Annotated in this window: 30 protein-coding genes and 1 pseudogene; 7 read left to right on the forward strand and 24 right to left on the reverse strand. The window is 33.2% G+C overall.

The genetic code is table 11. The features are described from left to right. Positions 1 to 166 precede the first annotated feature (166 nt). From NSQ40_RS14405 to NSQ40_RS14435, 7 genes are all read right to left on the reverse strand, one after another. Positions 167 to 673: a 2'-5' RNA ligase family protein gene (locus NSQ40_RS14405; protein WP_258248337.1), complete on the reverse strand. Its 507-nt coding sequence runs from the start codon at positions 671 to 673 to the stop codon at positions 167 to 169. Positions 674 to 710: 37 nt separating this feature from the next. Beyond that, positions 711 to 1,178: a CcdC family protein gene (locus tag NSQ40_RS14410; protein ID WP_258248336.1), complete on the reverse strand. Its 468-nt coding sequence runs from the start codon at positions 1,176 to 1,178 to the stop codon at positions 711 to 713. 116 nt (positions 1,179 to 1,294) lie between these two features. Beyond that, a complete protein-coding gene (locus NSQ40_RS29470; protein WP_445684663.1) occupies positions 1,295 to 1,369 on the reverse strand; it encodes a hypothetical protein in 75 nt (24 codons plus the stop codon). Next, entirely contained in the window at positions 1,350 to 1,898 is a 549-nt protein-coding gene (locus tag NSQ40_RS14420) for a DUF4052 family protein (RefSeq protein ID WP_445684661.1), read from the reverse strand. The genes NSQ40_RS29470 and NSQ40_RS14420 overlap by 20 nt, the downstream gene beginning before the upstream one ends. Continuing rightward, the gene (locus tag NSQ40_RS14425; protein ID WP_003198157.1) at positions 1,898 to 2,770 is read right to left on the reverse strand and encodes an ABC transporter ATP-binding protein; all 873 of its coding nucleotides are present in this window, start codon (positions 2,768 to 2,770) and stop codon (positions 1,898 to 1,900) included. The genes NSQ40_RS14420 and NSQ40_RS14425 overlap by 1 nt, the downstream gene beginning before the upstream one ends. Before the next feature lie 2 nt (positions 2,771 to 2,772). Then, the gene (locus NSQ40_RS14430) at positions 2,773 to 3,147 is read right to left on the reverse strand and encodes a GntR family transcriptional regulator (RefSeq protein ID WP_003198155.1); all 375 of its coding nucleotides are present in this window, start codon (positions 3,145 to 3,147) and stop codon (positions 2,773 to 2,775) included. Positions 3,148 to 3,292: 145 nt separating this feature from the next. Then, positions 3,293 to 3,784 carry a hypothetical protein gene (locus tag NSQ40_RS14435; RefSeq protein WP_033797808.1) on the reverse strand — a complete coding sequence of 164 codons (492 nt, stop codon included), beginning with the start codon at positions 3,782 to 3,784 and terminating at the stop codon, positions 3,293 to 3,295. Between the two features lie 487 nt (positions 3,785 to 4,271). Between NSQ40_RS14435 and NSQ40_RS14440 the strand changes: the two genes are divergently transcribed. From NSQ40_RS14440 to NSQ40_RS14460, 5 genes are read left to right on the forward strand one after another with little or no spacing between them, the layout of a single operon-like run. Beyond that, entirely contained in the window at positions 4,272 to 4,412 is a 141-nt protein-coding gene (locus tag NSQ40_RS14440) for a YrzI family small protein (RefSeq protein WP_016115192.1), read from the forward strand. Between the two features lie 27 nt (positions 4,413 to 4,439). After that, positions 4,440 to 4,583, forward strand: a complete 144-nt coding sequence (locus tag NSQ40_RS14445) for a YrzI family small protein (protein ID WP_003198152.1) — start codon at positions 4,440 to 4,442, stop codon at positions 4,581 to 4,583. Positions 4,584 to 4,613: 30 nt separating this feature from the next. Further along, positions 4,614 to 4,757 carry a YrzI family small protein gene (locus NSQ40_RS14450; RefSeq protein WP_003198150.1) on the forward strand — a complete coding sequence of 48 codons (144 nt, stop codon included), beginning with the start codon at positions 4,614 to 4,616 and terminating at the stop codon, positions 4,755 to 4,757. A 29-nt stretch (positions 4,758 to 4,786) separates the two neighbouring features. Then, on the forward strand, positions 4,787 to 4,927 hold the full coding sequence (locus NSQ40_RS14455) for a YrzI family small protein (RefSeq protein WP_003198148.1): 141 nt from the start codon (positions 4,787 to 4,789) through the stop codon (positions 4,925 to 4,927). Positions 4,928 to 4,954: 27 nt separating this feature from the next. Continuing rightward, positions 4,955 to 5,062: a YrzI family small protein gene (locus tag NSQ40_RS14460; protein WP_018765715.1), complete on the forward strand. Its 108-nt coding sequence runs from the start codon at positions 4,955 to 4,957 to the stop codon at positions 5,060 to 5,062. A 758-nt stretch (positions 5,063 to 5,820) separates the two neighbouring features. Here NSQ40_RS14460 and NSQ40_RS14465 read toward each other — a convergent pair. Next, positions 5,821 to 6,906, reverse strand: a complete 1,086-nt coding sequence (locus tag NSQ40_RS14465) for an AI-2E family transporter (RefSeq protein ID WP_033797807.1) — start codon at positions 6,904 to 6,906, stop codon at positions 5,821 to 5,823. Positions 6,907 to 7,057: 151 nt separating this feature from the next. Between NSQ40_RS14465 and NSQ40_RS14470 the strand changes: the two genes are divergently transcribed. Further along, on the forward strand, positions 7,058 to 7,885 hold the full coding sequence (locus NSQ40_RS14470) for an HNH endonuclease (protein WP_003207379.1): 828 nt from the start codon (positions 7,058 to 7,060) through the stop codon (positions 7,883 to 7,885). 229 nt (positions 7,886 to 8,114) lie between these two features. On the opposite strand, the gene NSQ40_RS14475 is transcribed toward NSQ40_RS14470, so the two are convergent. From NSQ40_RS14475 to NSQ40_RS14500, 6 genes and pseudogenes are all read right to left on the reverse strand, one after another. Continuing rightward, positions 8,115 to 8,207 (reverse strand): putative holin-like toxin, encoded by a 93-nt coding sequence (locus NSQ40_RS14475; RefSeq protein ID WP_001289320.1) that lies wholly within the window; start codon positions 8,205 to 8,207, stop codon positions 8,115 to 8,117. Between the two features lie 148 nt (positions 8,208 to 8,355). Continuing rightward, entirely contained in the window at positions 8,356 to 9,417 is a 1,062-nt protein-coding gene (locus tag NSQ40_RS14480; RefSeq protein WP_258248335.1) for a hypothetical protein, read from the reverse strand. Between the two features lie 14 nt (positions 9,418 to 9,431). Next, positions 9,432 to 9,905, reverse strand: coding sequence for a tetratricopeptide repeat protein (locus tag NSQ40_RS14485; RefSeq protein ID WP_018765719.1), 474 nt, complete (start codon positions 9,903 to 9,905; stop codon positions 9,432 to 9,434). Continuing rightward, positions 9,889 to 10,692, reverse strand: a complete 804-nt coding sequence (locus NSQ40_RS14490; RefSeq protein WP_018765720.1) for a Cof-type HAD-IIB family hydrolase — start codon at positions 10,690 to 10,692, stop codon at positions 9,889 to 9,891. Before NSQ40_RS14490 ends, NSQ40_RS14485 begins: the two co-directional genes overlap by 17 nt. A gap of 16 nt (positions 10,693 to 10,708) precedes the next feature. Continuing rightward, positions 10,709 to 11,413 (reverse strand): annotated as a pseudogene (locus tag NSQ40_RS14495) (phosphopantothenoylcysteine decarboxylase domain-containing protein). Positions 11,414 to 11,425: 12 nt separating this feature from the next. Then, entirely contained in the window at positions 11,426 to 12,232 is an 807-nt protein-coding gene (locus tag NSQ40_RS14500; RefSeq protein ID WP_098159292.1) for an aminoglycoside N(3)-acetyltransferase, read from the reverse strand. A 330-nt stretch (positions 12,233 to 12,562) separates the two neighbouring features. Between NSQ40_RS14500 and NSQ40_RS14505 the strand changes: the two genes are divergently transcribed. Next, positions 12,563 to 13,291 (forward strand): CPBP family intramembrane glutamic endopeptidase, encoded by a 729-nt coding sequence (locus tag NSQ40_RS14505; protein ID WP_003207373.1) that lies wholly within the window; start codon positions 12,563 to 12,565, stop codon positions 13,289 to 13,291. Between the two features lie 106 nt (positions 13,292 to 13,397). On the opposite strand, the gene NSQ40_RS14510 is transcribed toward NSQ40_RS14505, so the two are convergent. From NSQ40_RS14510 to NSQ40_RS14555, 10 genes are all read right to left on the reverse strand, one after another. Further along, on the reverse strand, positions 13,398 to 14,612 hold the full coding sequence (locus tag NSQ40_RS14510; RefSeq protein WP_033796211.1) for a GNAT family N-acetyltransferase: 1,215 nt from the start codon (positions 14,610 to 14,612) through the stop codon (positions 13,398 to 13,400). A gap of 120 nt (positions 14,613 to 14,732) precedes the next feature. Then, complete coding sequence (locus NSQ40_RS14515; protein ID WP_003207371.1) at positions 14,733 to 15,452, reverse strand: histidine phosphatase family protein; 720 nt, start codon at positions 15,450 to 15,452, stop codon at positions 14,733 to 14,735. Positions 15,453 to 15,693: 241 nt separating this feature from the next. After that, a complete protein-coding gene (locus NSQ40_RS14520) occupies positions 15,694 to 16,632 on the reverse strand; it encodes a DMT family transporter (protein ID WP_006095128.1) in 939 nt (312 codons plus the stop codon). A 93-nt stretch (positions 16,633 to 16,725) separates the two neighbouring features. Continuing rightward, the gene (locus tag NSQ40_RS14525) at positions 16,726 to 17,241 is read right to left on the reverse strand and encodes a DinB family protein (protein ID WP_033796210.1); all 516 of its coding nucleotides are present in this window, start codon (positions 17,239 to 17,241) and stop codon (positions 16,726 to 16,728) included. After that, a complete protein-coding gene (locus tag NSQ40_RS14530; protein ID WP_003198124.1) occupies positions 17,238 to 17,780 on the reverse strand; it encodes a hypothetical protein in 543 nt (180 codons plus the stop codon). Before NSQ40_RS14530 ends, NSQ40_RS14525 begins: the two co-directional genes overlap by 4 nt. An 8-nt stretch (positions 17,781 to 17,788) precedes the next feature. Beyond that, the gene (locus NSQ40_RS14535; protein WP_003198120.1) at positions 17,789 to 18,190 is read right to left on the reverse strand and encodes an alpha/beta fold hydrolase; all 402 of its coding nucleotides are present in this window, start codon (positions 18,188 to 18,190) and stop codon (positions 17,789 to 17,791) included. 24 nt (positions 18,191 to 18,214) lie between these two features. After that, positions 18,215 to 18,715, reverse strand: coding sequence for a GNAT family N-acetyltransferase (locus NSQ40_RS14540; protein ID WP_018765729.1), 501 nt, complete (start codon positions 18,713 to 18,715; stop codon positions 18,215 to 18,217). Positions 18,716 to 18,777: 62 nt separating this feature from the next. Then, positions 18,778 to 19,332, reverse strand: coding sequence for a GNAT family N-acetyltransferase (locus NSQ40_RS14545; protein WP_003207366.1), 555 nt, complete (start codon positions 19,330 to 19,332; stop codon positions 18,778 to 18,780). 15 nt (positions 19,333 to 19,347) lie between these two features. After that, a complete protein-coding gene (locus NSQ40_RS14550) occupies positions 19,348 to 20,049 on the reverse strand; it encodes a nucleotidyltransferase domain-containing protein (protein WP_003207364.1) in 702 nt (233 codons plus the stop codon). A gap of 15 nt (positions 20,050 to 20,064) precedes the next feature. Then, complete coding sequence (locus tag NSQ40_RS14555; protein WP_003198110.1) at positions 20,065 to 20,748, reverse strand: DNA alkylation repair protein; 684 nt, start codon at positions 20,746 to 20,748, stop codon at positions 20,065 to 20,067. Between the last annotated feature and the right edge of the window lie 156 nt (positions 20,749 to 20,904).

The following is a 20,904-nucleotide window of genomic DNA, read 5'->3' on the forward strand; positions in this document are numbered from 1 at the left end:
TGCTATAACAAATTCAATAAAAAGTTTGACAAACAAGCAATCGATTTGTTATAATTAAATTGGGTAATTATTGAGTTTTCACAAAAATAAACAATGAGCGTTTTTCCATTTTAACACATATATATGAAAAATCAATAAAAAGGAGATACAAATTTGTATCTCCTTTTTATTTTGGAAGTTCCACTTCAAATTCTATTATTGATTCTCCATCTTCTCCAATACGTTCAATACTTACTTTCTCAATTATACATTGCAATCGCGTGCTTAATTTCAGCATCTTCTCTGCGATTTTTATTGCCCGTTGTTCATTTTCTTTTCGTCCAACTGTAACGTGTGGTATATAAGGTATATCACTTCGCAAAAATTCCGTCAAAGGCCCTTTGTATAACTCATCATGTAACTCCCTTACCTGTTCCCTTCCCTTTTCAACACGTAAGAACAAGTACTCACCTTCATGACTTATTCGATCAATAAGCTCAATTTCTATTGGATGAATCCCTTGCAATTTCCGGGCTATATGCGCTCTTAGTTCATCATTAGAAAGTGCACTTTCAAAAGGAAACACAAGTGTAATATGTGGTTGAATGAATCCAAATAAAGGATCATGCTTTTTTCTAATTGCTTCAATTTCATCTATTTGCGCCTCACCTAGAAAAAGTAAAATAGTACGCACTCTCCACCCTCCCTCCAACGAAACAAAAAACTCAGCTCTATGAAACTGCACGAAAAACTTTTCTAAACTTCATATAACAAGCAATTCTCCATGGAACTATATAAGAAATCGCAACAACATAAAACAATAACCCTATCGTTTGCTGATCCAAATCAATTATATATTGCCTAGAAACGTACCTTAAAATTACAATCCCAATAAAAGTAATGAGAAAAGCTACACTTTTCTTCGTATAGACATTCCCATCTTCTCTTCTCTCATAATTTGTAAGTATAATAAGTGGAATCGCGAAAAGAATTCCAAATAACATCGCAAAGCCAATGTATACTGTAGCCGGATGAATAGGACCAAAAAACATTAAAATTCCTGGTGATAAAAAAAGCAGTGGTAATAAAATTCGCTTACCATTTCCCTTTATCGGTCTATGCATAGAGCGGTAACGCCGCCATAAAATCAATAATGCAATACATAAAAACATCGTTATTAATGAAGATGTATCTCCCATATGTTTTCCTTCTCTCCTAAAATATTTTATCTAACACTGCTATACAATTTATTAAACCGTTTGCTCAAAGGAAACTTTACGAATAACTATACTACTAACTATGAAATAGACTACAGTTAATCTATTGAAATCATAATAAAATATGGTATGTCTATTAAGGTTGCACTATTTTTAAATACTAAACCTTTTATTCCTACCTCTCCATAGAGTACACTCGTTAATCCTAAGAAAATCGCCCCCCCCAACAGCAAGGCCAATCCACTGAAATCGTTGCTTAAAAATAACTACTACTTGAAAAAAGCTCGCTATTGTAACGTAAAATAAAAACTGCACAAAAAACTGTCCTACTGAATGTCCTCCTAAACTAGCACTTTCCGTACTATATAATATATTCTGTAAAAGAATCACTTGAAGAAATGAGAACAATGCAGCTTGTAACGTCATATAACAAACTGATCCAATAAAAAACTGTAATCTTGTTACTCCAAACGAAACAGCTAAACGAAATACATCATCCTGTATAACAAAAGTGCTTACTACTATAAAAAATGTAATTGCAATCGAAGGATTATTTAAAACATCCTGTAAAAATCCTACTTTTATTCCGTTTAAATCTGCTGCACTCGTTGTTCCTTTTATAAGTAACGCCACAATCCAAAATATAAGAATAGCTTTATAATGAAAATTCATATGTAACTTCAATTGTTTCATTAACATCATCATTTCACCTCATCATCTGTTATATAAATAAATAGTTTTTGTAGTGTTACTCTATCGATTTCTAATCCTTCTTTTTCAATGAATCGATAATCTTCAGTAGAAAACTCCCCCCATATAACAGCAATCCCCTTATTTCCATATCCCTCTCGGTGTACAACATTTTTATTTATTAGAAACTCATCGACTTTATCTTTTCTTCCTGAAATAGAATGACCTTGCTGTAATAAATCTTCCACTGATGATTGAATAACTACTTCCCCATCTTTTAAAATCAGCACATTTTCTATAACATGAGCTACTTCTTCTACTAAATGAGTCGATAAAATAATTGTTCGGGCATAATTCCCATAGTCTTCTAGCAACATACTATAAAACAATTCACGGTGCGCTGCGTCTAAACCAGTAGTTGGTTCATCAAAAATTGTGATCGGTGCCCTGCTCGCTAAACCTTGAATAATTCCAACAACAGTCTGCATACCATGCGATAATTTATGGTATTTTTCTTTTACATTAAGCTGAAATCTTTTCGCAAGCTCTTCAGCATAGGCTTGGTCCCAATTTTTATAAAACATGTTACATAAGTTAAAAATCTCTTTCACTTTATAACTTAAATGAACTTCTTCTTTCACTTTTACAAAACAAATACTTTGCAGCGCTTTCCTATTTTCAAAAACATTTTCACCAAATACGGATACACTTCCACCATTTGAAACGATTTGTCCAGAAAGAAGATGTAATAATGTCGTTTTCCCTGCCCCGTTTCTACCGAGCAAACCATATATTTTATGCTTTTCCAACGAAATTGTTACTGCATTTACAGCCGTTTTTCTCCTATACTTTTTCGTTAAGTCTTTTGCCTCAAGTGCGATCATGATCATTCTCCCTCCTTCGTAATCTTTTGAATCATATTCATTAATTCTTCTTTTGAGATTTCAAGAACTTTCGCTTCTTCCCACACTTTAGGCAAGAATTCATTCATAAAAGCACTTTGCCGCTTCTTTAGTACAACTTCCTTGGCTCCTTTTGCAACAAACATTCCAATCCCTCTCTTTTTATATAAAATACCTTCATCGACTAGTAAATTTACCCCTTTCGCAGCTGTCGCTGGATTGATTTGCAACATCTTTGCAAATTCATTTGTTGATGGAACCTTTTCTTCTTCAAGCAGTATTCCTTTTAAAATATCCGACTCAATGGCTTCTGCAATTTGTACGTATATTAACTTATTTTGTTCGAGACCTGTTTTCATACCCTCACCACCTTAGGTTCATAGGTTAATTACTTATGTAATTAACCATATCACAAGAATATATTACCATTCAATATTTTTCCATAAATTCTTTCAAAAAAAAGAAGTATCCTACCTTGAAGGATGATACTTCTCTATAAACTATTTATAAAACTGTTGTATTTTTTATACGTAGCCTTAAGTTCTTCTCATTTAAACCATTTTGGCAAAAGTCCAGTTTCTGTCCTCTTAGTAATTTTGTACGATCTACAATCTGTCCTAGATGATAACTTGTATGCTCCACTAAATGAAAAAGATCATGCATATCTATACTACTTCTTTCATTACAAGCTTTAACATACTCTTTTTTCCATTCATCAAATGTCTCTTGTACAGCTTTAGATAACATTTCTGGACTAAAATACATAATTGGAAAATACTCCTCAATCCCTTTTTCAAAATGTATATTCGGATTTGAATAACGAATGGCATTCCTTTTTACATGCTCACAAATATGAAGTACAATACCACCGATAGAATTCGCTGACTCTCCCTGTTTCCACAACTCTTCTGCATTTAAGTGCCCAATTGTTTGCATTAGTTTAGGTAAATAATGATCATACATCCGATGATAGGCAATCTTGTAAAATAACTCCACTTTCTTCCTCCATCTCTTCACTTAGCTTCCTTCCCGAATGAAGTTAAGTAAAAACTCAATTTCTCTAACTACTTACAAAACCATGCTCCACTCTCCTCATAATTAATACGTCAATTTATTTAATCACCTTTCAAGATATACGCATTTTAATCAAAATTAAAAATTTTCATTTTTTATGTTTACAATTATCCATTAATTGTATATACTTACTAACGTAAGAAAAAAATTCTAAAAGGAGGTCGAATAAAATGATGAAATTACAATTACATGTTGCATCTATTTTACAATTAAATATGAATTCGACCACCCTAATGGAGAATTGAAAATCGTTCGGTATTTTCTTTAATTAGCAAATTCGCCACAGGAGGTCGTATACTTTCCTGTGGCTTTTTCATGCCTGTCACAGGAGAATTATATCTTCCTGTGGCTTTTTTGTGCGATTTTTTAATCTCTAACACTATTTCTTTTCGGAAGGAGCAAATTTTCAATGACTTTTCACGTACTTTTTTTCAGTATTACAATCCAACGAAAGCAATTATCTGAAGTTGAAATGTTACACGATCAACACATTCAAAAGACTATGAATGACATAAAGGAGCGTCAATGTCCTTACAGTAGTCACCTGTAATTCCTTTACGAAAGGAGGAATTCATTTATGACGATTCATATTTTCTTTTTTACGTTTGCTCTTCAGAAAAAATCTTTATCTGAAACTGAGATTTTACGTAAACAACAATTAAAAGCGATTACGGACGAAGTAAAAGATCGCAAGAGTTCTTATTATAATCAAATGTATTAAAAATTAATTTATAAAAGGAGCAATCTTCTGATGAAATTTCGAGTATTCTTTTTAACCATTACTGTTCACAAAAGTAAAGTCTCTGAAACTGAAATTTTACAAGAACAGCAAATCAAAAAAATGATGGATGAAGTGAAAGAACGTCAAGTTTCTTATTACAACCATATGTACTAAAAATTTATATAAAAAGGAGCAATCACCTTATGAAATTCCAAGTTTTCTTTTTAACGATTACAATTCACAAAAACAAATTTTCTGAGTTCGAAATGTTACACGATCAACACATTAAAAATGCTATGGATGAAGTGAAAGAACGTCAAGTCCCTTATTGTAGTCACCTATAATTCCTTTACGAAAGGAAGAATTCATTTATGAAATTTCATGTTTTCTTTTTAACGATTACCATTCAAAAGATGCGATTATCTGAAGCTGGAATTGTGCAAGAACAGCAATATAAAAAGATTATGGATGACATTTGAGATCGTAGAAGCAAATATTATACACATCTATAATGATGCGATTTAAATCTTATGAGAGGAGAGGATTAAGATGTTAATGGCGCGTTGTAAAGAAATGATTTGGATTATTGAGAGGGATTCCACATAGTCCAATGTATGATGTTTTAAAAGGTTATTTTTTTCAAATAAACACGAAAAGATCACACAATAAAAACGCCTAATTTCCATTTAAAACTAGGTGCTTTTATTGTGATACCTAAAGTTAACTTTCATCCTCATTTATAACAAGGTAGTAATTTTCTCTAGTATTCCCACGCCTTCAAGTAATCTTTTAAATCATGCGGATGAACTTTCGCACAGACCCCACCCCAATGCGGGTATATACTTGAGCAATTACCTCTTCTATTAATCTTGAGTTTTCGACCTTCAAATCGTTCAATTGCGAAAATGCCGTAAATAACGTCTCTGTGTCTAGATTATTTGGTGAGGAACAAAATGCGTATGTAAAATCATAAAATAATGACCCCACCATCGGCGAAGGATCAATAATTCCATTCAACACTTCATGATGAAACAAAAAATTATGAATACTGGCGTCATCATGTAGAAAATATTTTTCTTCTTGATCTTCCCATTTTGATCAGGAATGAACAAAAGCTATCACTTTCTCATAGTCTTCTTTTGGTAATACGCCACTCGTGATACCTCTCCTCTATAAAATCAAGAAGGATACATCGCTTAACAAGCAATGTATCCTTCTTGATTCATATGAATTCTTTTTATTTCCGATTATTTCTTTTCATCTTAAATAATCTCACCAAGTTTGAAACAACTGTTTTTGTCACAGCGTAAGCTGGTACTGCTAAAATCATCCCAATAATACCCGCGAAATTACCTACACCAAGAATTAACACAATAATTGTTAAAGGATGGATATTTAATTTCGAACTCATAATACGCGGTGAAATGATGTTACTCTCAAATTGTTGTACAATTGTTACGATAACAATTACCCACAATGCTTGCATTGGAGATACAAATAATCCAACAATTACAGCTGGTGCTGCCCCAATAAAAGGTCCTAAATTCGGGATAATATTTGTAAATGCCGCTATAATACCTAAAACAAAAGCATATGGCAAATCCATGATGACATATCCGATAAATGTAAATGCACCGACGAATAAACAAACGAGCGCTTGCCCCTGAATATAGGCAGACAACGTTTCACCTGTTTCTTTTATAATACGAAGTCCTTCTTCACGATACGATTCTGGTAAAAAACTAACAGCTTTTCCTGGAAATGCATGACCATCTTTAAACATGTAAAACAAGATAAATGGTACTGTAAATACGACTAATGCAACGTTTGTAATAATACCGAATAAAGCCGTTGCACTCGACGTTATTGTATTTGGTATCTCTTTTAAATACTCAATTGCGTTTTTTTCAATCGTTTCAATTGATACATAATCTTGTGTAGCCAGCCATTCAAATAGCCTATGATGAGATAATTCTTGTATGTATACTTTCCCCTCTTTAATATATGTTGGCATGTTTTTCACTAGGTCCATTAGCTGCTGTGAAATCGTTGGAACGACTACACCAATTGCAACTGCTGCCAGTGTAATGATAAAAACATATAACAACAATATCGCTAAACTTCTAGGAACTTTTTTCGCCTCTAAAAACACTAACACTGGATTAAAGATAAAATATAAAAACATAGCGATTAAAATTGGGAAAAATAAAGTGGAAATGAATATGCCAATCGGTTGAAATAAAAATGATATTTTTGTGCAAATAAATATAATTCCTACAACCATTAGCACTTCTAATGTCCAAAAGTGCACTTTCGATTTCAAAAAAACGTCCTCCTTTAAACTAGCACTTCCCTATATTGTATCAAAACATCCATGAATTTTACATGCTATTTTCATCTTCAATGTTCCAAAATGCGAATAAATACACTACAATGAGATTACATACAAATTTGCAGGGTAAAAGGTGATAAATATGACGCAATGTATTATTTGCAGAAAAGAAACGAAAGAACTTAGTGAACAACATGTTATCCCAGAGATTTTATGTGGACATTATTTTACAAATTCAATTTGTGATACTTGTTATGAACATCTCATAACAAACGTGGATCGACCATTAATTCGGCATAAACTGATTCAATATAAAATCGAACAAATGAAACAACAAATTGATTCTCCTCTTTATACGAATGAATATGGTCAAGAATTAGCTGCGGCAGAAACTGAAGAAGTTGAAACAAACGATGAAATATACTATTCTAATGAATTAATTATGAAACTATGTAAAAAACATGATATTTCATTGCATAATGAAATTTGGAAAGAAGAGCGCGTAACAAAAGTAGCAAGCTCAATTCAACGTGAATTACTTTTAGATAACCGTAAATATAAAATGAGTATCTTAAAAATGGCTTATACATTCGCAGTACATACAATTGACGGTTATTTTAATGATCCAGATGCGATTGATATTTCTACTATTATATCGAATGTTGACTTTATCGAATTAAAAGAACGAAGCATTGTTCGTGACCTAAGTAAAAGTTCATTGTGGAATACCCTCAATACCACTAGCGATAATCACTACTTTATTTTATTAAGTGACAAAGATGGTCTATTCTGCTTCATTCGTCTATTTGATATTTTTGATGTTGTTGTCCATCTTTCTAGAAAAAAATATCAACTTCCATCTCCAATTGTTGGAGTGAATGATATAGAAAAACAAGAATTCTATATTGAAAATTTAAAACAATACATGGATAAGTTATTTAAACAAAAAAGCCCAAAAACTCATATCTAATTACAAACCAGAACATACGGTCTCCTTTCTTGATGAAAAGACACTATGTTATAATGTGTATGAAAAGAACAATACAATCACATAAAACAATTATAAATTGTATATAAATAAAAAAGACTAGTGTGCGGCTACACACCAGTCTATGTAACTTAGCAGATTGGATTGTTCATTTATCCTATTTGTTTCTTACAAACGAGACAACCCACATTCTATTGGCATAGGTGGGTTGTTATTTTTTGAGCTTGTCAATTAATACGACAACAAACGTTAACAATGCAACGAGAAATAATCCGCCTTGCAGTAACAACGCAATTTCACTCATTTATTATCACCTCCCTTCTATCCGGAGAAGTGATAATTGAACAACCAACCATACCATAAGTTACCTCTTAATTTTATCATATTTTCTAATCTTTTACGATGAAAACCGGCAAGTCTCTCGCTTGCCGGTTTTACTGATTCCTATTCTTTTATTCTCCATCTTGCACTAGTTTTCCAACAATCGCTTCATAAAATTCCCGCTCATCATCCACATTTACATGTACACGATTCACCTTTTTGGTAAACCCATATAATAACTGCGCTGTTAACGGCTCTTTTAATTTTATTTCAAAAGTAGCCGGTTCCTTTATAAATTCCATTACCGTTGCTTCGAATACTTCTTTTCCTTCTTCCTTCGTTAATACCTCGCCTTTATAAAATGTAATCTCCTTTATTTGAGTAAATGGGATTATGATTTTCTTCCCAAATCCAACTTGGATAATTACTTCCGTTTCCGTCATCATATATGGATTCGTACGAATTGCTTGTATCTCAGCTAAAAAATAAAGAATTCCATATATATTTACAATAAGTAAGCCCCAAGCAACTACCTCATTCCACTGATGAAGTAAATAATGAAATCCAATTGATTCAATTAATGTTGCGTGAATCAGCATAATATAAAACGGGATTGCTCCGGTCTTTTTATGATATGAAAAAACATGCTGACTTTCCGGCATCTTTGTACACCACGAGAATAAAGCGTAGTAAAATAATTTACATTCCGAAACAATAACATCTACTACAGTATTTCTTTTCAACACAGTATCAAAGGCTTTATCAATTGCAAAGGAGAATGATGGATATTCGTTCTTATATTGTTTATAACATCGTATAACCGTAGGCAAAGCTCTAGCAATCTTATACAGCATAAATAACTCTAAACCTATAAACGCAATTTCTCCTGCCACTAAAATATAAGAAACAAACGAAAACGACTGTAAATAATCGCTTGGAATAACAAATCTTGCGGCAATATAGCCTGCTATTACAACTGGAAATATATAAGTTAACGAATAGCGTTTACGTATAATAAAGAAATACGTAATGACTGGAATGACAATAAGAAAATCTAACAAGGACCCTAACACCATTTCCTTCGGTACAGCGGGTACAATAGGAAGTGTATATGCTAGATAATTTGATATTACAATTAAAGCTATAAAACCAATCGAAATATTTCTTCTTTTACGTGAAATGGATTTACTCATATAATCCCACCTTTTTATTTAAAAATCTCATTAAGATGATCTTTATAGAACAAAATAGCTCGTTCATATTCTTTTACACCTTCTAGTTTTACAACAGTTTCAAGCAATAATTTCATTGCTTCTTCATATTCTTTAATGTTATATTTGGCAATGGAAAGAAATACTTTCATGGTATCATTGTCTGGAAACTGTTTGATTCCAGCTTCTAACGTAACAATCGCTTTATTATATTGACCAATACAGCGATATGTGCTACCGAGTCCAATATATGCCCCACATAATGATTCTCCTTTAAGTCCATTTACAATTGCTTTTTCGTAAAATGGAACAGCTTCTGTTTCAAGTCCCATTACATCATGTATACAAGCGCATTCATAGAGGACTTCTGGATTTTGAGTAAAGTTAGTTAACCCAATGAGTATGTCCCTTGCTTGTGCATATTTTTTTTCATTCCGAAATTGAATCGCTTGCTCAAATAACTGTTTCACCTGCATCGCTCCTTATTTGATCCAGAATAGATGCTACACCATCATCTTCATTGCTATCAGTTATGCAATATGCTAATTCTTTTAACTCTAAAATTGCATTTCCCATCGCAATTGGATAACCACATTCTTTAAACAAACCAATATCATTCCAATCATCACCAAATACCATGACTTGCTCTGCACTTATCTCATGCCTTTGGCACCAATTTAACACAGCATTCTCTTTCGAAACATTATGCCCCATAATTTGGACAAGCTGATTTTGATCTGTACAAATTACATTTACTTTATGTCGAAATTGTTCTTCTAATTTCTCATGATGAGAAAACGAGTGTAACAGTATTTTAGATACAGAGCGTTGCTTCATTTCTTCATTTGTAATCACAATAGGCTTTGTTGCTGTTATAAAATTTGTTTTTATATTTTGATTAATGTAACATGTATCTTCCACCTCAATAGCGATGAAAGAATCAGGTTCCTTCTGCGTAACAAAATTGATAATTTCTGCGGTATACATAGCATCAATTGGGTAATGGTAATTCATTTTTGTTATTTGATCCCGTAATAGAGCGCCATTGTAATACACCATCATGCCAATATTCTGTAATTCCTTGGGAAGAAACTGCTTTACAGAACGAGGAGCTCTTGCTGTCGCAAAAATGATATGTATACCTTTTCTATGGCAATCCATAACCGCTTTTATATTTCTCTCTGATACCTTCTTTTCGTTATTTAATAATGTGCCATCTAAATCTAATACAATAACTTTTATATTTTTAAAAAGCATAAGCTCCTCCTTCTATTTACATATGACCAATACTTATTTCGTTTACACGATTACACAAATCTTCTAACCTGTTTACAATCTCTTTCGCTGTTTCATCTTTCCCTTCACAAACCCAAACATTGCCATCTTCTCCAATCACATGATGAATGGCTGCATGTGAATACAGTGAATGCGGAGAATTTGCTATCATCAGATTTGCTTTTGCCTGTTCCATTCTTTCACTTGCTCGTTGGATTAATCCAGCTTCTGTGACATCGCTTTCAAGTTTAAATCCAACTAAAATCGTTTCCGGATCCCATTGTTTAATTTATTTTAATATTTTAGGTGCCTTTTGAAAATGAACGATTGGTGCTATATCACTCGAAATCTTCCCATTCTTATCAAGTTCATTTCCTTCTTGATCACAAATTTTATCAACAATCCAATCCGATCCAGCTGCCGCCATAATCACAGCATCGATTTTCTCATGTGTAATGATACTTTTCATTTTATCTTGTAAATCAATAATACCTTCAAATGGATGTAATTCTAATTCGCTATTTGTAGCATTCGGTTTTTCAGCAAAATAACCATGTAAGTATATGACATGTGCTCCTTTTGACATCGCTTCTTCAGCAAGAATTTTTCCGATTGTACCTTTTGCTAAATTCGTATGACCACGTACTTGATCCCATTTTTCTAAACAGCCACCACTCGTAATTAAAATCTTTTTCCCCTTCATCATAACCATCCCTTACTTATTTTTCGAACGAAACCATTGTACACCAAAGTCAACAATTTCTCGTTGTTTCATTAATCTACACGTTGCATTTCCCACTTTACCAATTGTTACAGCGTTTATATGTTCAAACTCTTTTCCAATCTCAACAAACAAGTCAGAATCATAGTCCATTTCATCGAACTCTTTCCATACTCTGACACCGTTTTCTATAATAGGCGCCCCCACTTTCACCAATTCACGTGCACCGGTACGTATTTCAGATAAATGAACTGATGTGTTAGAATCATAGCCTACACCTATCAACAATACATATCCATCTAAATCATATATTTTCTTTAGTGGTGAGTACTCTCCAAAACTAATTGAAAGTGAATGCTCCGCTATAATAGCCTCCGCATGTTTCCCCCATGCAGCAAAACTATTTAACGGATGATTACTACGTTTTACATTTGGATATGTACGAAAACATTCTACAACTTTCCCCATCGCGCGTGTTGGAGTTATATCCGGATGAAACGCTGGAACATTGTCTCGAATAATTTGCCACCAGTTTTCTGGAACGGGTGGCCTTACCCAGTTTTTCGGATCAGACAAATCCGACGTTTGAGTTGGCATGATAATCGTACCTTCTTCAGTAATTACATTCATTAAAGCTTCAACTACGGCGACGGCACCACCAGATACCCAGCCAATTGAGCTCAAAGAAGAATGGACGATCACTGTCATTCCTGTTTTAAGTCCTAATGCCTGTAAATCATTCGATATAGTTTCAATTGTATTTGGTAATTGCGTTTCTGCCACAATGTCGTTTATTTTCATGATTACTCCCCCATAAGGTTCTCTCTACGCTTATAAACTATCAAATTGAATTTTAAATCTCATCAATATATTATCATATTTTTCTTAATTTTTAATCCAAACGCCAAAGAGACCTCCTAAAAAATTCTGTTCATACTGACTTATGTATCCTAGACAACTGAACCATAGCACTACTCCATATACACTTGTATTATTATGGTAAATATTATACAATAAAACCGACTGGTCGGTCTATAAAAAGAAGAATTATGAAAGACTATCACAACCTTGCATAGCGTCAACATACATAAAATGTCTTTCTTAGTCTATTTTCAAGGGAGATGAAACCATATGTTCAACTGGATCTTTGTATTCAGCATTGCTATACCAGGAATTGTTACAATGAGCTTAGCGGAACAAAAAATAAACAAAAAGTTAGAAAACACTCCAGAAACACCCTCTATCTACCTAAGTCTTTTTATCCATACTCTACTCGTTTTACTTTTTTCCGGAATGGGTGCATTTTTCTTATCAAATATCCAAGATGGAAATATTATTTTACCGAGCAACATTGGTGAAGCAGTTCTAATTGGAATAATTTGCTCCCTCGGACACGTTATTATATATTATGGATTCTTTAGAAAAGTTATTGATAAAGAAACGTTTCTACAAATTGAACATCAGCGCCATAGTGTAGGATTAGGAGCCAGAGTCCTATATGGCGGAGTTGTTGAAGAAATCATCTTCCGGTGGGGTCTTATGTCACTTTTCATCACGTTGATGAGTTTTTTTCATGCTGTCACTCAGATTATTGTAGTTCTTGGAATTATCCTATCTAGTATTCTATTTGCAGTCACACACTTTCTAGGTGTAAAAGGAATGAAAAAATCAAGATGGCTATATTCTTATGCTGTATTAGGAAATTTGTGGGTAGGTATTTTTTGTGGCTGGCAATTCTGGTTGAATGGTTTAATTGCCGCTATCATTGTTCATATGCTTTTTCACCTATTATTGTATCCTTGTGAACTGTGTTATCGTAAAAAGCTAGGGAATGATGAAACGACTGCTGTAAACATGTAACATTTTTCTTGCCCCATTAAAGGTGCAATAATTGAACATGTATGAATTACCTACATATGATAAAAGCCCCCTTTTGTATTCACTTTAGAAGGAGGCTTTCAATCGTTTAAAAATAATCAAAAAAGCATGGCGGTGAATCCGGAATTAAATTCTCAAGCACCTCTATCATTTCATGCCTTCCTTTTATTCTTCCGATATCATACAAAAATGCAGGACTTTTATAACTTAATAACATAGTTGTTAATGTTTGAATCGTTAAGGACATTCCCTCCATATTATTTGGTTCTTTCTCATATGTTATATGTAATTGTTTGTCATAATCCCACTTTAAAGAAAAAGTCCCTTTATTCCACTCCAACATTGGATCATCTATATGTAAAATTAGCTTTTCATTTTTTACATGTTTAAATGGATATTGTTTCAGAAAACCAACTACATCGACAATTCTTCCCATATAGTAAGGGGCGATTGTCTGTTTTATTTCACTATCTTCAAGTAAGAAAGCAACCGGTTCATGAACGCATGTCTTTCCTTTAACATAATACACCATTGAAAAGTGTGCACTAATGAAATTCCATAACCCTCTTCTCGCCTCTTCATTTAAGTAAATCATTTCTTCTATATAAAACTTCTCTTCAAGGACACGATAAAATAAATAGCCATGTGGAATATCTTCATCTGTATAATAAATTGCTAATTGCAAATCAATTGTTTCCTCACGAAATCGTTCTTCCCATGCAAGTGTATTTCGAACCATCGCTCCATTTGTTTTTCTAGCAAACTCATCATAAACTTTTTCTTTTTCTTTACTTTTTAATCCAACTCGCCTTACTCGGCCACTAATGTTTCCACGATACTTAGGAAGCTGTGTATCTTTAATTTGGTATTCGATGATATCAGAAATAATTTCCCAGCCTTTTTTGCGATAATAAGGAATCGAGTAAGGGAACAAATAAGAAATATATTGTCCATTTTCTCTCATCGTTTTTAAGCTTTCTTTCATTAATGAGTTCATTAATCCATGCCCTGCATATTCTGGATATGTACCAACTCCAGTAACTCCTCCCATTTCATAAATCACACCATGGATATTTATTTGGAATGGCAAAACAACAATTTGAGAAATTAATTTATCATGATCAAACCAGCCTAATGCAGTCCCTGGCTTTAATTGATGGCTTTTCTTTTGTACCATCTTCTCTTCATCATTAATCATCTTTCTAGAAACTTGAAACACATATTTCATTAAGTTTGAAAACTGATCCACTTCACTTTCCTTAATAGGTCTCATAATCAAACCTTTATAATACTTCTCATTCATTTTCATATGCTCCTTTGTAACACAAACTAAAATATCATATTATTTTTATCATTTAGTTAGTATATACAAAAGATAATAAAAACACGCATACAGCATTATCAAGACTGTATGCGTACATTTTTATAATTCCACAATTTCTCTTCCTTTTTCAGCATAACTCATATCGCCAACAGATTCGACTTTATATGCCCCATCTTTATAGAGAATTTTAGTTACACTTGCATTTTCTACTCCCATTTTTGTTTTACTACTATCAAGCATTTCTACTAATGTAGTGATCATCAGTCCATGAGATACGACTAAAACGTTACCTCCTCCATTTTTAGCGGTGTCTTCACTAATTTTATCGATTTCTTTTTTTATACGAGTTGAAAATACTTCCCAATTTTCAGCTTGTTTCGTAGTGTCTGCTTCTGCAATGAAATTCGTAATTTCTTTAATAGAGAACTTCATTAATTCAGATACTACTTTAACACCAGCAGTATCTTGCATAGCCTTCCACATATTTTCAATCTTATCGCCTTCAAAAATCCCAAAATTCAATTCACGTAAATCTTTCCGTTGTTCAAATTTTAACTTTGATTGTCCACTATACTTTAGTACTAAGTTAGCAGTTTCAATTGCACGGCCACTATCACTACTATACGCATCAACAAAAGGTATATCTTGTAGTCCATTTCCTAAACCCTTTGCTATTTCAATGCCCTTCTCTACTAATGGAGAATCTGCCCAGCCTTGTACACGTTCACTAGTGTTTAACATTGTTTTTCCATGTCTAGTAATATATAACGTAACGGTATTATCCTTGTTATTATCTGTTAAGTTCATATCTTTTTCCATATTCATTATTCATGTCTCTCCCTTTAGAGTAATCCATTGCTTGTAAAGTCACTGCTTCTTATCGACCAAAACTTAAAAATCTGCTTCCTTTACTAACAACTATATTATAATTTTATCAAAATAGTTTCATACGTGGATAAAATATATAATTTTAGTTTCCATCAATTCATATTTTTTAAACGGAACAAAAAAGAACAGACCCTTATAATTACGAATCCATTCCTTTTCTATCTTTCACTTTTTATGCTGTTATCTTTTCTTCCTTTTTCATAACAACTGCAACATAACTATGCAGAATCATTCCTACAACAACTAAACTCATTCCAATCCATGATAATGATGATGGAAATGGAGCAGATAGCCAGATTAATTCTCCGAGTAATGCAAATAAAACTTCACCTGACTGCGTTGCTTCTACTGTTGCCAATTTCTGCGGATCATCCTTTACAAGATCTGTTGCAAAGAAAAATAATACAGTAGCAATTAAACCAGAACTAATTGCTACGATGAAGCATTGAAAAACTTGGTCACTTGATGGTAATCCATTTGTAGAAACCTCATAGCCTGATAACAAAAACCAAAATGGTAAACTTGCGAGTGTCATTCCAAGAACTCGTTGAAAAACATCTAACTCTCCTTTACATACTTGCATCATTTTTCGATTTCCAAGCGGGTAAGCAAATGCTGCTACAATTACGGGCACCACACATAAAACTGTTTCACGAATCCCTAAAGAAGAAGCATGTTCCACTTGCATAAGAAGCACACCTAATAATATGACAGCAGACATCATCAATTCTTTCATTGGAATTTTTTTATGTAGCGAATTTGTTGCAAATAATGGTGTTAATAAAATCCCTGCTATAATTGTAATTTGCCATGTTGAGGCAACGAGCCATCCTGGTCCAAATGCACCTGCGAAACTAAGTGGTGCGTAAAAAAGACCGAAGCCAACAATACTCCATAACAACCACTCTTTCGGATTACTTTTCATATATTGAAAGAGTTGCTTTAAATTCCCTCTATACATGACAATAATTAAAAGTAGTGGAACCATAAAGTAATATCGTAACGATGCACTCCAAATCCAGCTTCCGCCTTGTAAATCCATCGCACGGTTTAAAATAAATGTAAAGGCAAAGAAAAACGATGCCAATACCCCCGCTGCAATTGCTTTCATCCTAAAACCCCTTATACATTTTTTCTTCTACTATATAACAGAACACAATTAATTTAAAATAAATTTCATACTACAAGTGATATCTTTGTACATTTATCTAGAATCATATCGGTACAATTTCCGCAATCGACTTATATGAGCTTGATGATACCGATTATGATCAGCTATATGCCAGATTCCCCACCTAATCGTAGCAGTTTCACCATCTTCATAATATACTTCTCGTGTTAAGTCTGCCTCTGTTAGCTTCATACATTCATCATAAAACATATTTTGAACATCTTCATAATCTCGCATGATTTCTCGCAAAGAACCTTTTGTTGTATTAGGTAATTCTCCTTTTTCATCAAGCATAGGACCATATTTTTCTTGTAATGATAGTGGAACTTGCGCATCTTTCAAGCGATACACCCAATGTAAATCTACAACCGCTAGATGTTGAAGAATCTGCCCAATGTTATTTTCATCATTAGAAGAACCTTTGTAATGTAGTTCTTCTTTCCCTACATCCTTTACTAATTCTCTTAATCTTTTGAATGTATCACTTACAGTAGCATATAACACTGCAACGTGAGGGTTCATATCCCTTTCTACATATAAATCTTTCACTGCAATTCTCCTATCCAACTCTTAATCCTTTCATTGATCTCATGTGCCTTTTCATGATGAATATAATGCTTTGTATTTGGAAATATAATCTGTTCCGTTCTTGAAGATATTTTTAACAGTTCATTCTGCGTTTTCTCCCAATTTTCATATCCATTATTTGTTGCGGAAAATTGCAATACTGGCAGAGTTCCTAGATCCCCTTGTTCTATTACCTTTTTACCATTTCTACTCATCCACTCTAATTCTTCTTTCATATTTCGATTATTTGTATTTTTAAGAGCCATTGAAATTTTAAGTTCTTGTAATTCTTTTGGTAAATTAGGGATATCTATAAATACGTTATCCATGATTCCAAACAATGATAACGTACGCGATATGCCGATATTTTTAGCTGTATTCATTGTGTGCCAACTAACTTTCATACCTATATCCATTTCAAAATTCTGTGCGTATTCCGGACTAATTCCATCGATAAAAACTAATCCCTCAATTTCATTTGGATATAATTGTGCATAACGAATACTTTCTAATGCTCCCATTGAATGTCCTAATGTCCTACTAATATAAAGGGAGGTTTCTCATCAGACTCTATTAATAATGCATGCAATTCGCTTACAACTGTATCAATATCCCTACTTCTCTCTGTTTTTTCACTGTATCCGTAGCCAGGTCGCTCATACACAACTACTCTATTTTCTTTTTCTAACTTATTATACAGTGGATAAAAATCTGCATACGGTGTAGTCGTTCCACTTCCTACTGTCATAACTATCACTGGTTTATCCTCACGTTTTCCTGTTGCAAAAATGTGCATATCATGATTGTTAACTTCAATTATCTTACCAGGTACTTCCGTATAATTATTTACACAAATAGCTTGATACAGTACACTAGCAATAAAAACAATTAACGCAATAAACAAAACAATACGCTTTTTGTTTTTAAACATCAGATACTCCTTTTGGATATATTTTTAGAGAAATAAAACCATATGTTCATCATCGCGGTATATGCCATTCATTTTTAGTGCCTTTTTTTCTATCCCATACGTTGTAAAACTCATTGATTGATACAATTTTTTTGCTGCTTCATTATCTGAAACAACCCCTAAACTAATTTGCTCTATTTTTAGTTCTCTTGCCTTTTCAATTAACGCTCGAATTAAGCATTTTGCTAAGCCTTTCCCTCTACTTTGATGATCTACATACATGGCAACAAGATGCCCCTTATGCTTATATGCTGCTTTTTGTTCCGTTAGTAACGTTACTACACCCATTAGTTGATTCTCTTTATTAAAAGCACCGAATGTGTAACTAGTTTTTGAATTTAAATTTCGAACAACTTCCTCAACAGGGTTTTCTTTTTGCATCGCTTCTTCATAAGTTGTCACGAATGATTCTGGATTCATTTGTAGTGCTTGTAAGCGTAAGTTCCAATATTGTACTGCATCTAAGTCTGATAAAACTCGAATCATTTGTATGCATCCTCTCATCATTAAATTTCTAAACTTAATCCACTTTTGTTTACATAATAATATTATATGTTCAAAACTTTTTTATTAATAATTTCATATTCTTCTTTCAACATACTAAAACGATGCCGATTAATAAATGCACCTTCTCGTAATCTATCATTTCTCATGATTCCTTCACAAACAAACCCAGCCTTTTCATAACTTTTTATCGCATTTATGTTATCCGCATCAACACGTAGCCACACTTTCTCTAGACCAAATTCATAAAATCCAATTTGTAACATGCTGTATAGCGCCGCAATACCATATCTTTGCCCCCAATATTCTTTGTTACCAATTGCAATTCCTAATTCAGCATTTTTATTCGTTGTATCAAAGTTTTTTAAATCGACCCAGCCGATATGCACACCATCTCTAGTAACAATAGCTCGTTGTTCATACCCATTTTCTCGATTCATACACATCTCAATCCATCTTTTTGTCTCATCACGTGTAAACGGTGGATATTGATCAGGTACAACTAAATGTTTTGTTACTTCTTTATCTAATGACCATTGATATCGATCTTCTATATCTTCTAGTGAAAGTTCTCTTAATTGAACAATTGGTACATTCATTTTTCCATCTCCCTTTTATTTCCCTATAGAAAAACCTTCAAACAACCTGCCTCCACAGTTTTCTAAAGTGTTCTCTACAAAAGCAATAAGTTTCTTCTTCTCTCCAGTTTTATAAAAATGATCAAAAGCTTCAACAAACTCTTCTGCAAATGATGTATCATATTTCCTTAACACCCTAATAAACCATTTAGAATTGCCAACCCATTGTCCATTTACTCGAAGTACAAATTCATGAACTAAATCAGCCAAAAGATTAGCAATAAACAATTCTTCTTCCCTCTTTGTCGCACCAATAAAATCGTCTAGTGCATCCGTAATAAAGTAACGCTTCTGTCTGATAAGTTCTTCTGTCCACTTTTCAGGCCCTTTATCTAATAATTGTCGTGCTTCCAGTTTTAAGCTAGTTACAATTCCTTCCTCCCCTTTTAAAATGATCCCTTCCGAAACTAATTGTGGTAAACTAGGTCTCCCACGCTTGCAGTCACCTTTAAAATATTCTTTATATGTTTTAAAATTATGTACAAACACTTCAACTGGCCAACCATTGCTAAAAAAAGATTCACGATAACAATGAGATAGACTATCATCCAATATTATAATATCAAGATCAGATGTTTTGGTTGCTTCTCCCCTTACAATACTTCCTCCTAATAAAGCGACGTCGCAATGTGGAAATTGTGATTCAATAATTTTTTGTGCAGCGTCAATTGCTTTCATGCTGTTCTCCTTCTTTCATTTTCTTTTTTTATTTCTTTCTCTATCCCGTGCTTTTATAATATATGCCTCTGCTTCAGGTGTTTTACATGAAGTGGCACCATGATCAACATCAACCTTTCCAATTTCACGTGCAATTGTGATTGCTTTTTGCTCAAGCTCATCATTTCGAATTCCAATCGCAATAAGTGCACTATTCATTGCTTCTTTTTTTCGATTTTTTTCAGTATGTATATGAGCCTTAATTTCTTTTAAAAATGGTAGAAAAAATTCATCTTCTAACGATTTATCCTTTATAGCAACATGAGCGAGTAAAGACCAACCCGCTCTACCAATCCATTCATCTTGAGATGCTGTCCACTTTTTCAATTTCTCTATTGCAATTGGAGACGAACTTACAGCTGACATGAGTACATCCATCAAACAATAATAATCAACCTTTTGTACCCATTCATCCAACTGCTCTGACGTGAATTTTTTTGGATCAACAATCATTGTAGCTAATGTCATTGCATCCATATTTTTTGTTTCCCATAATGACATGGCTAATTCATGATCTTTTTTGATTTTCTTCTTTAATTGTTTTAAATTTGCAAAACTAACACCGAATAGTGGCTCTTTTGCCCCATGGTTCTTATATGTTTTACGATTTTGTTCTGTTCCACATTCCTCAAGCTGATGCGTGACTTCTTCTAATATCATTCGGGCACCTCGTTTTTATGTTATTTCTCCTTGCCCTAAATACGCACTTACGATATATTCGACATTATTTATTATTTTCCTAGTTTTTATTTTTAAATACGGTATGTGAAATTAAATAAACCTAAAAAAAGATGCAATGAAATATCTTACCTAACT

The organism is Bacillus sp. FSL K6-6038 (assembly GCF_038050455.1).
Classification (GTDB): domain Bacteria; phylum Bacillota; class Bacilli; order Bacillales; family Bacillaceae_G; genus Bacillus_A; species Bacillus_A pseudomycoides.

Coding starts and splice junctions, on each gene's coding strand:
- NSQ40_RS14480 (WP_258248335.1), bottom strand. CDS start 9,417: ATGAGTAAATCCATTTCACGTAAAAGAAGAAATATTTCGATTGGTTTT.
- NSQ40_RS14500 (WP_098159292.1), bottom strand. CDS start 12,232: ATGAAAATAAACGACATTGTGGCAGAAACGCAATTACCAAATACAATT.
- NSQ40_RS14445 (WP_003198152.1), top strand. CDS start 4,440: ATGACGATTCATATTTTCTTTTTTACGTTTGCTCTTCAGAAAAAATCT.
- NSQ40_RS14510 (WP_033796211.1), bottom strand. CDS start 14,612: ATGAATGAGAAGTATTATAAAGGTTTGATTATGAGACCTATTAAGGAA.
- NSQ40_RS14470 (WP_003207379.1), top strand. CDS start 7,058: ATGACGCAATGTATTATTTGCAGAAAAGAAACGAAAGAACTTAGTGAA.
- NSQ40_RS14505 (WP_003207373.1), top strand. CDS start 12,563: ATGTTCAACTGGATCTTTGTATTCAGCATTGCTATACCAGGAATTGTT.
- NSQ40_RS14430 (WP_003198155.1), bottom strand. CDS start 3,147: ATGAAAACAGGTCTCGAACAAAATAAGTTAATATACGTACAAATTGCA.
- NSQ40_RS14520 (WP_006095128.1), bottom strand. CDS start 16,632: ATGAAAGCAATTGCAGCGGGGGTATTGGCATCGTTTTTCTTTGCCTTT.
- NSQ40_RS14460 (WP_018765715.1), top strand. CDS start 4,955: ATGAAATTTCATGTTTTCTTTTTAACGATTACCATTCAAAAGATGCGA.
- NSQ40_RS14515 (WP_003207371.1), bottom strand. CDS start 15,452: ATGGAAAAAGATATGAACTTAACAGATAATAACAAGGATAATACCGTT.
- NSQ40_RS14545 (WP_003207366.1), bottom strand. CDS start 19,332: ATGAATGTACCAATTGTTCAATTAAGAGAACTTTCACTAGAAGATATA.
- NSQ40_RS14490 (WP_018765720.1), bottom strand. CDS start 10,692: ATGCTTTTTAAAAATATAAAAGTTATTGTATTAGATTTAGATGGCACA.
- NSQ40_RS14425 (WP_003198157.1), bottom strand. CDS start 2,770: ATGATCGCACTTGAGGCAAAAGACTTAACGAAAAAGTATAGGAGAAAA.
- NSQ40_RS14475 (WP_001289320.1), bottom strand. CDS start 8,207: ATGAGTGAAATTGCGTTGTTACTGCAAGGCGGATTATTTCTCGTTGCA.
- NSQ40_RS14540 (WP_018765729.1), bottom strand. CDS start 18,715: ATGATTCGAGTTTTATCAGACTTAGATGCAGTACAATATTGGAACTTA.
- NSQ40_RS14450 (WP_003198150.1), top strand. CDS start 4,614: ATGAAATTTCGAGTATTCTTTTTAACCATTACTGTTCACAAAAGTAAA.
- NSQ40_RS14410 (WP_258248336.1), bottom strand. CDS start 1,178: ATGGGAGATACATCTTCATTAATAACGATGTTTTTATGTATTGCATTA.
- NSQ40_RS14555 (WP_003198110.1), bottom strand. CDS start 20,748: ATGATATTAGAAGAAGTCACGCATCAGCTTGAGGAATGTGGAACAGAA.
- NSQ40_RS14420 (WP_445684661.1), bottom strand. CDS start 1,898: ATGATGTTAATGAAACAATTGAAGTTACATATGAATTTTCATTATAAA.
- NSQ40_RS14455 (WP_003198148.1), top strand. CDS start 4,787: ATGAAATTCCAAGTTTTCTTTTTAACGATTACAATTCACAAAAACAAA.
- NSQ40_RS14440 (WP_016115192.1), top strand. CDS start 4,272: ATGACTTTTCACGTACTTTTTTTCAGTATTACAATCCAACGAAAGCAA.
- NSQ40_RS14535 (WP_003198120.1), bottom strand. CDS start 18,190: ATGTTTAAAAACAAAAAGCGTATTGTTTTGTTTATTGCGTTAATTGTT.
- NSQ40_RS14530 (WP_003198124.1), bottom strand. CDS start 17,780: ATGGGAGCATTAGAAAGTATTCGTTATGCACAATTATATCCAAATGAA.
- NSQ40_RS14550 (WP_003207364.1), bottom strand. CDS start 20,049: ATGAAAGCAATTGACGCTGCACAAAAAATTATTGAATCACAATTTCCA.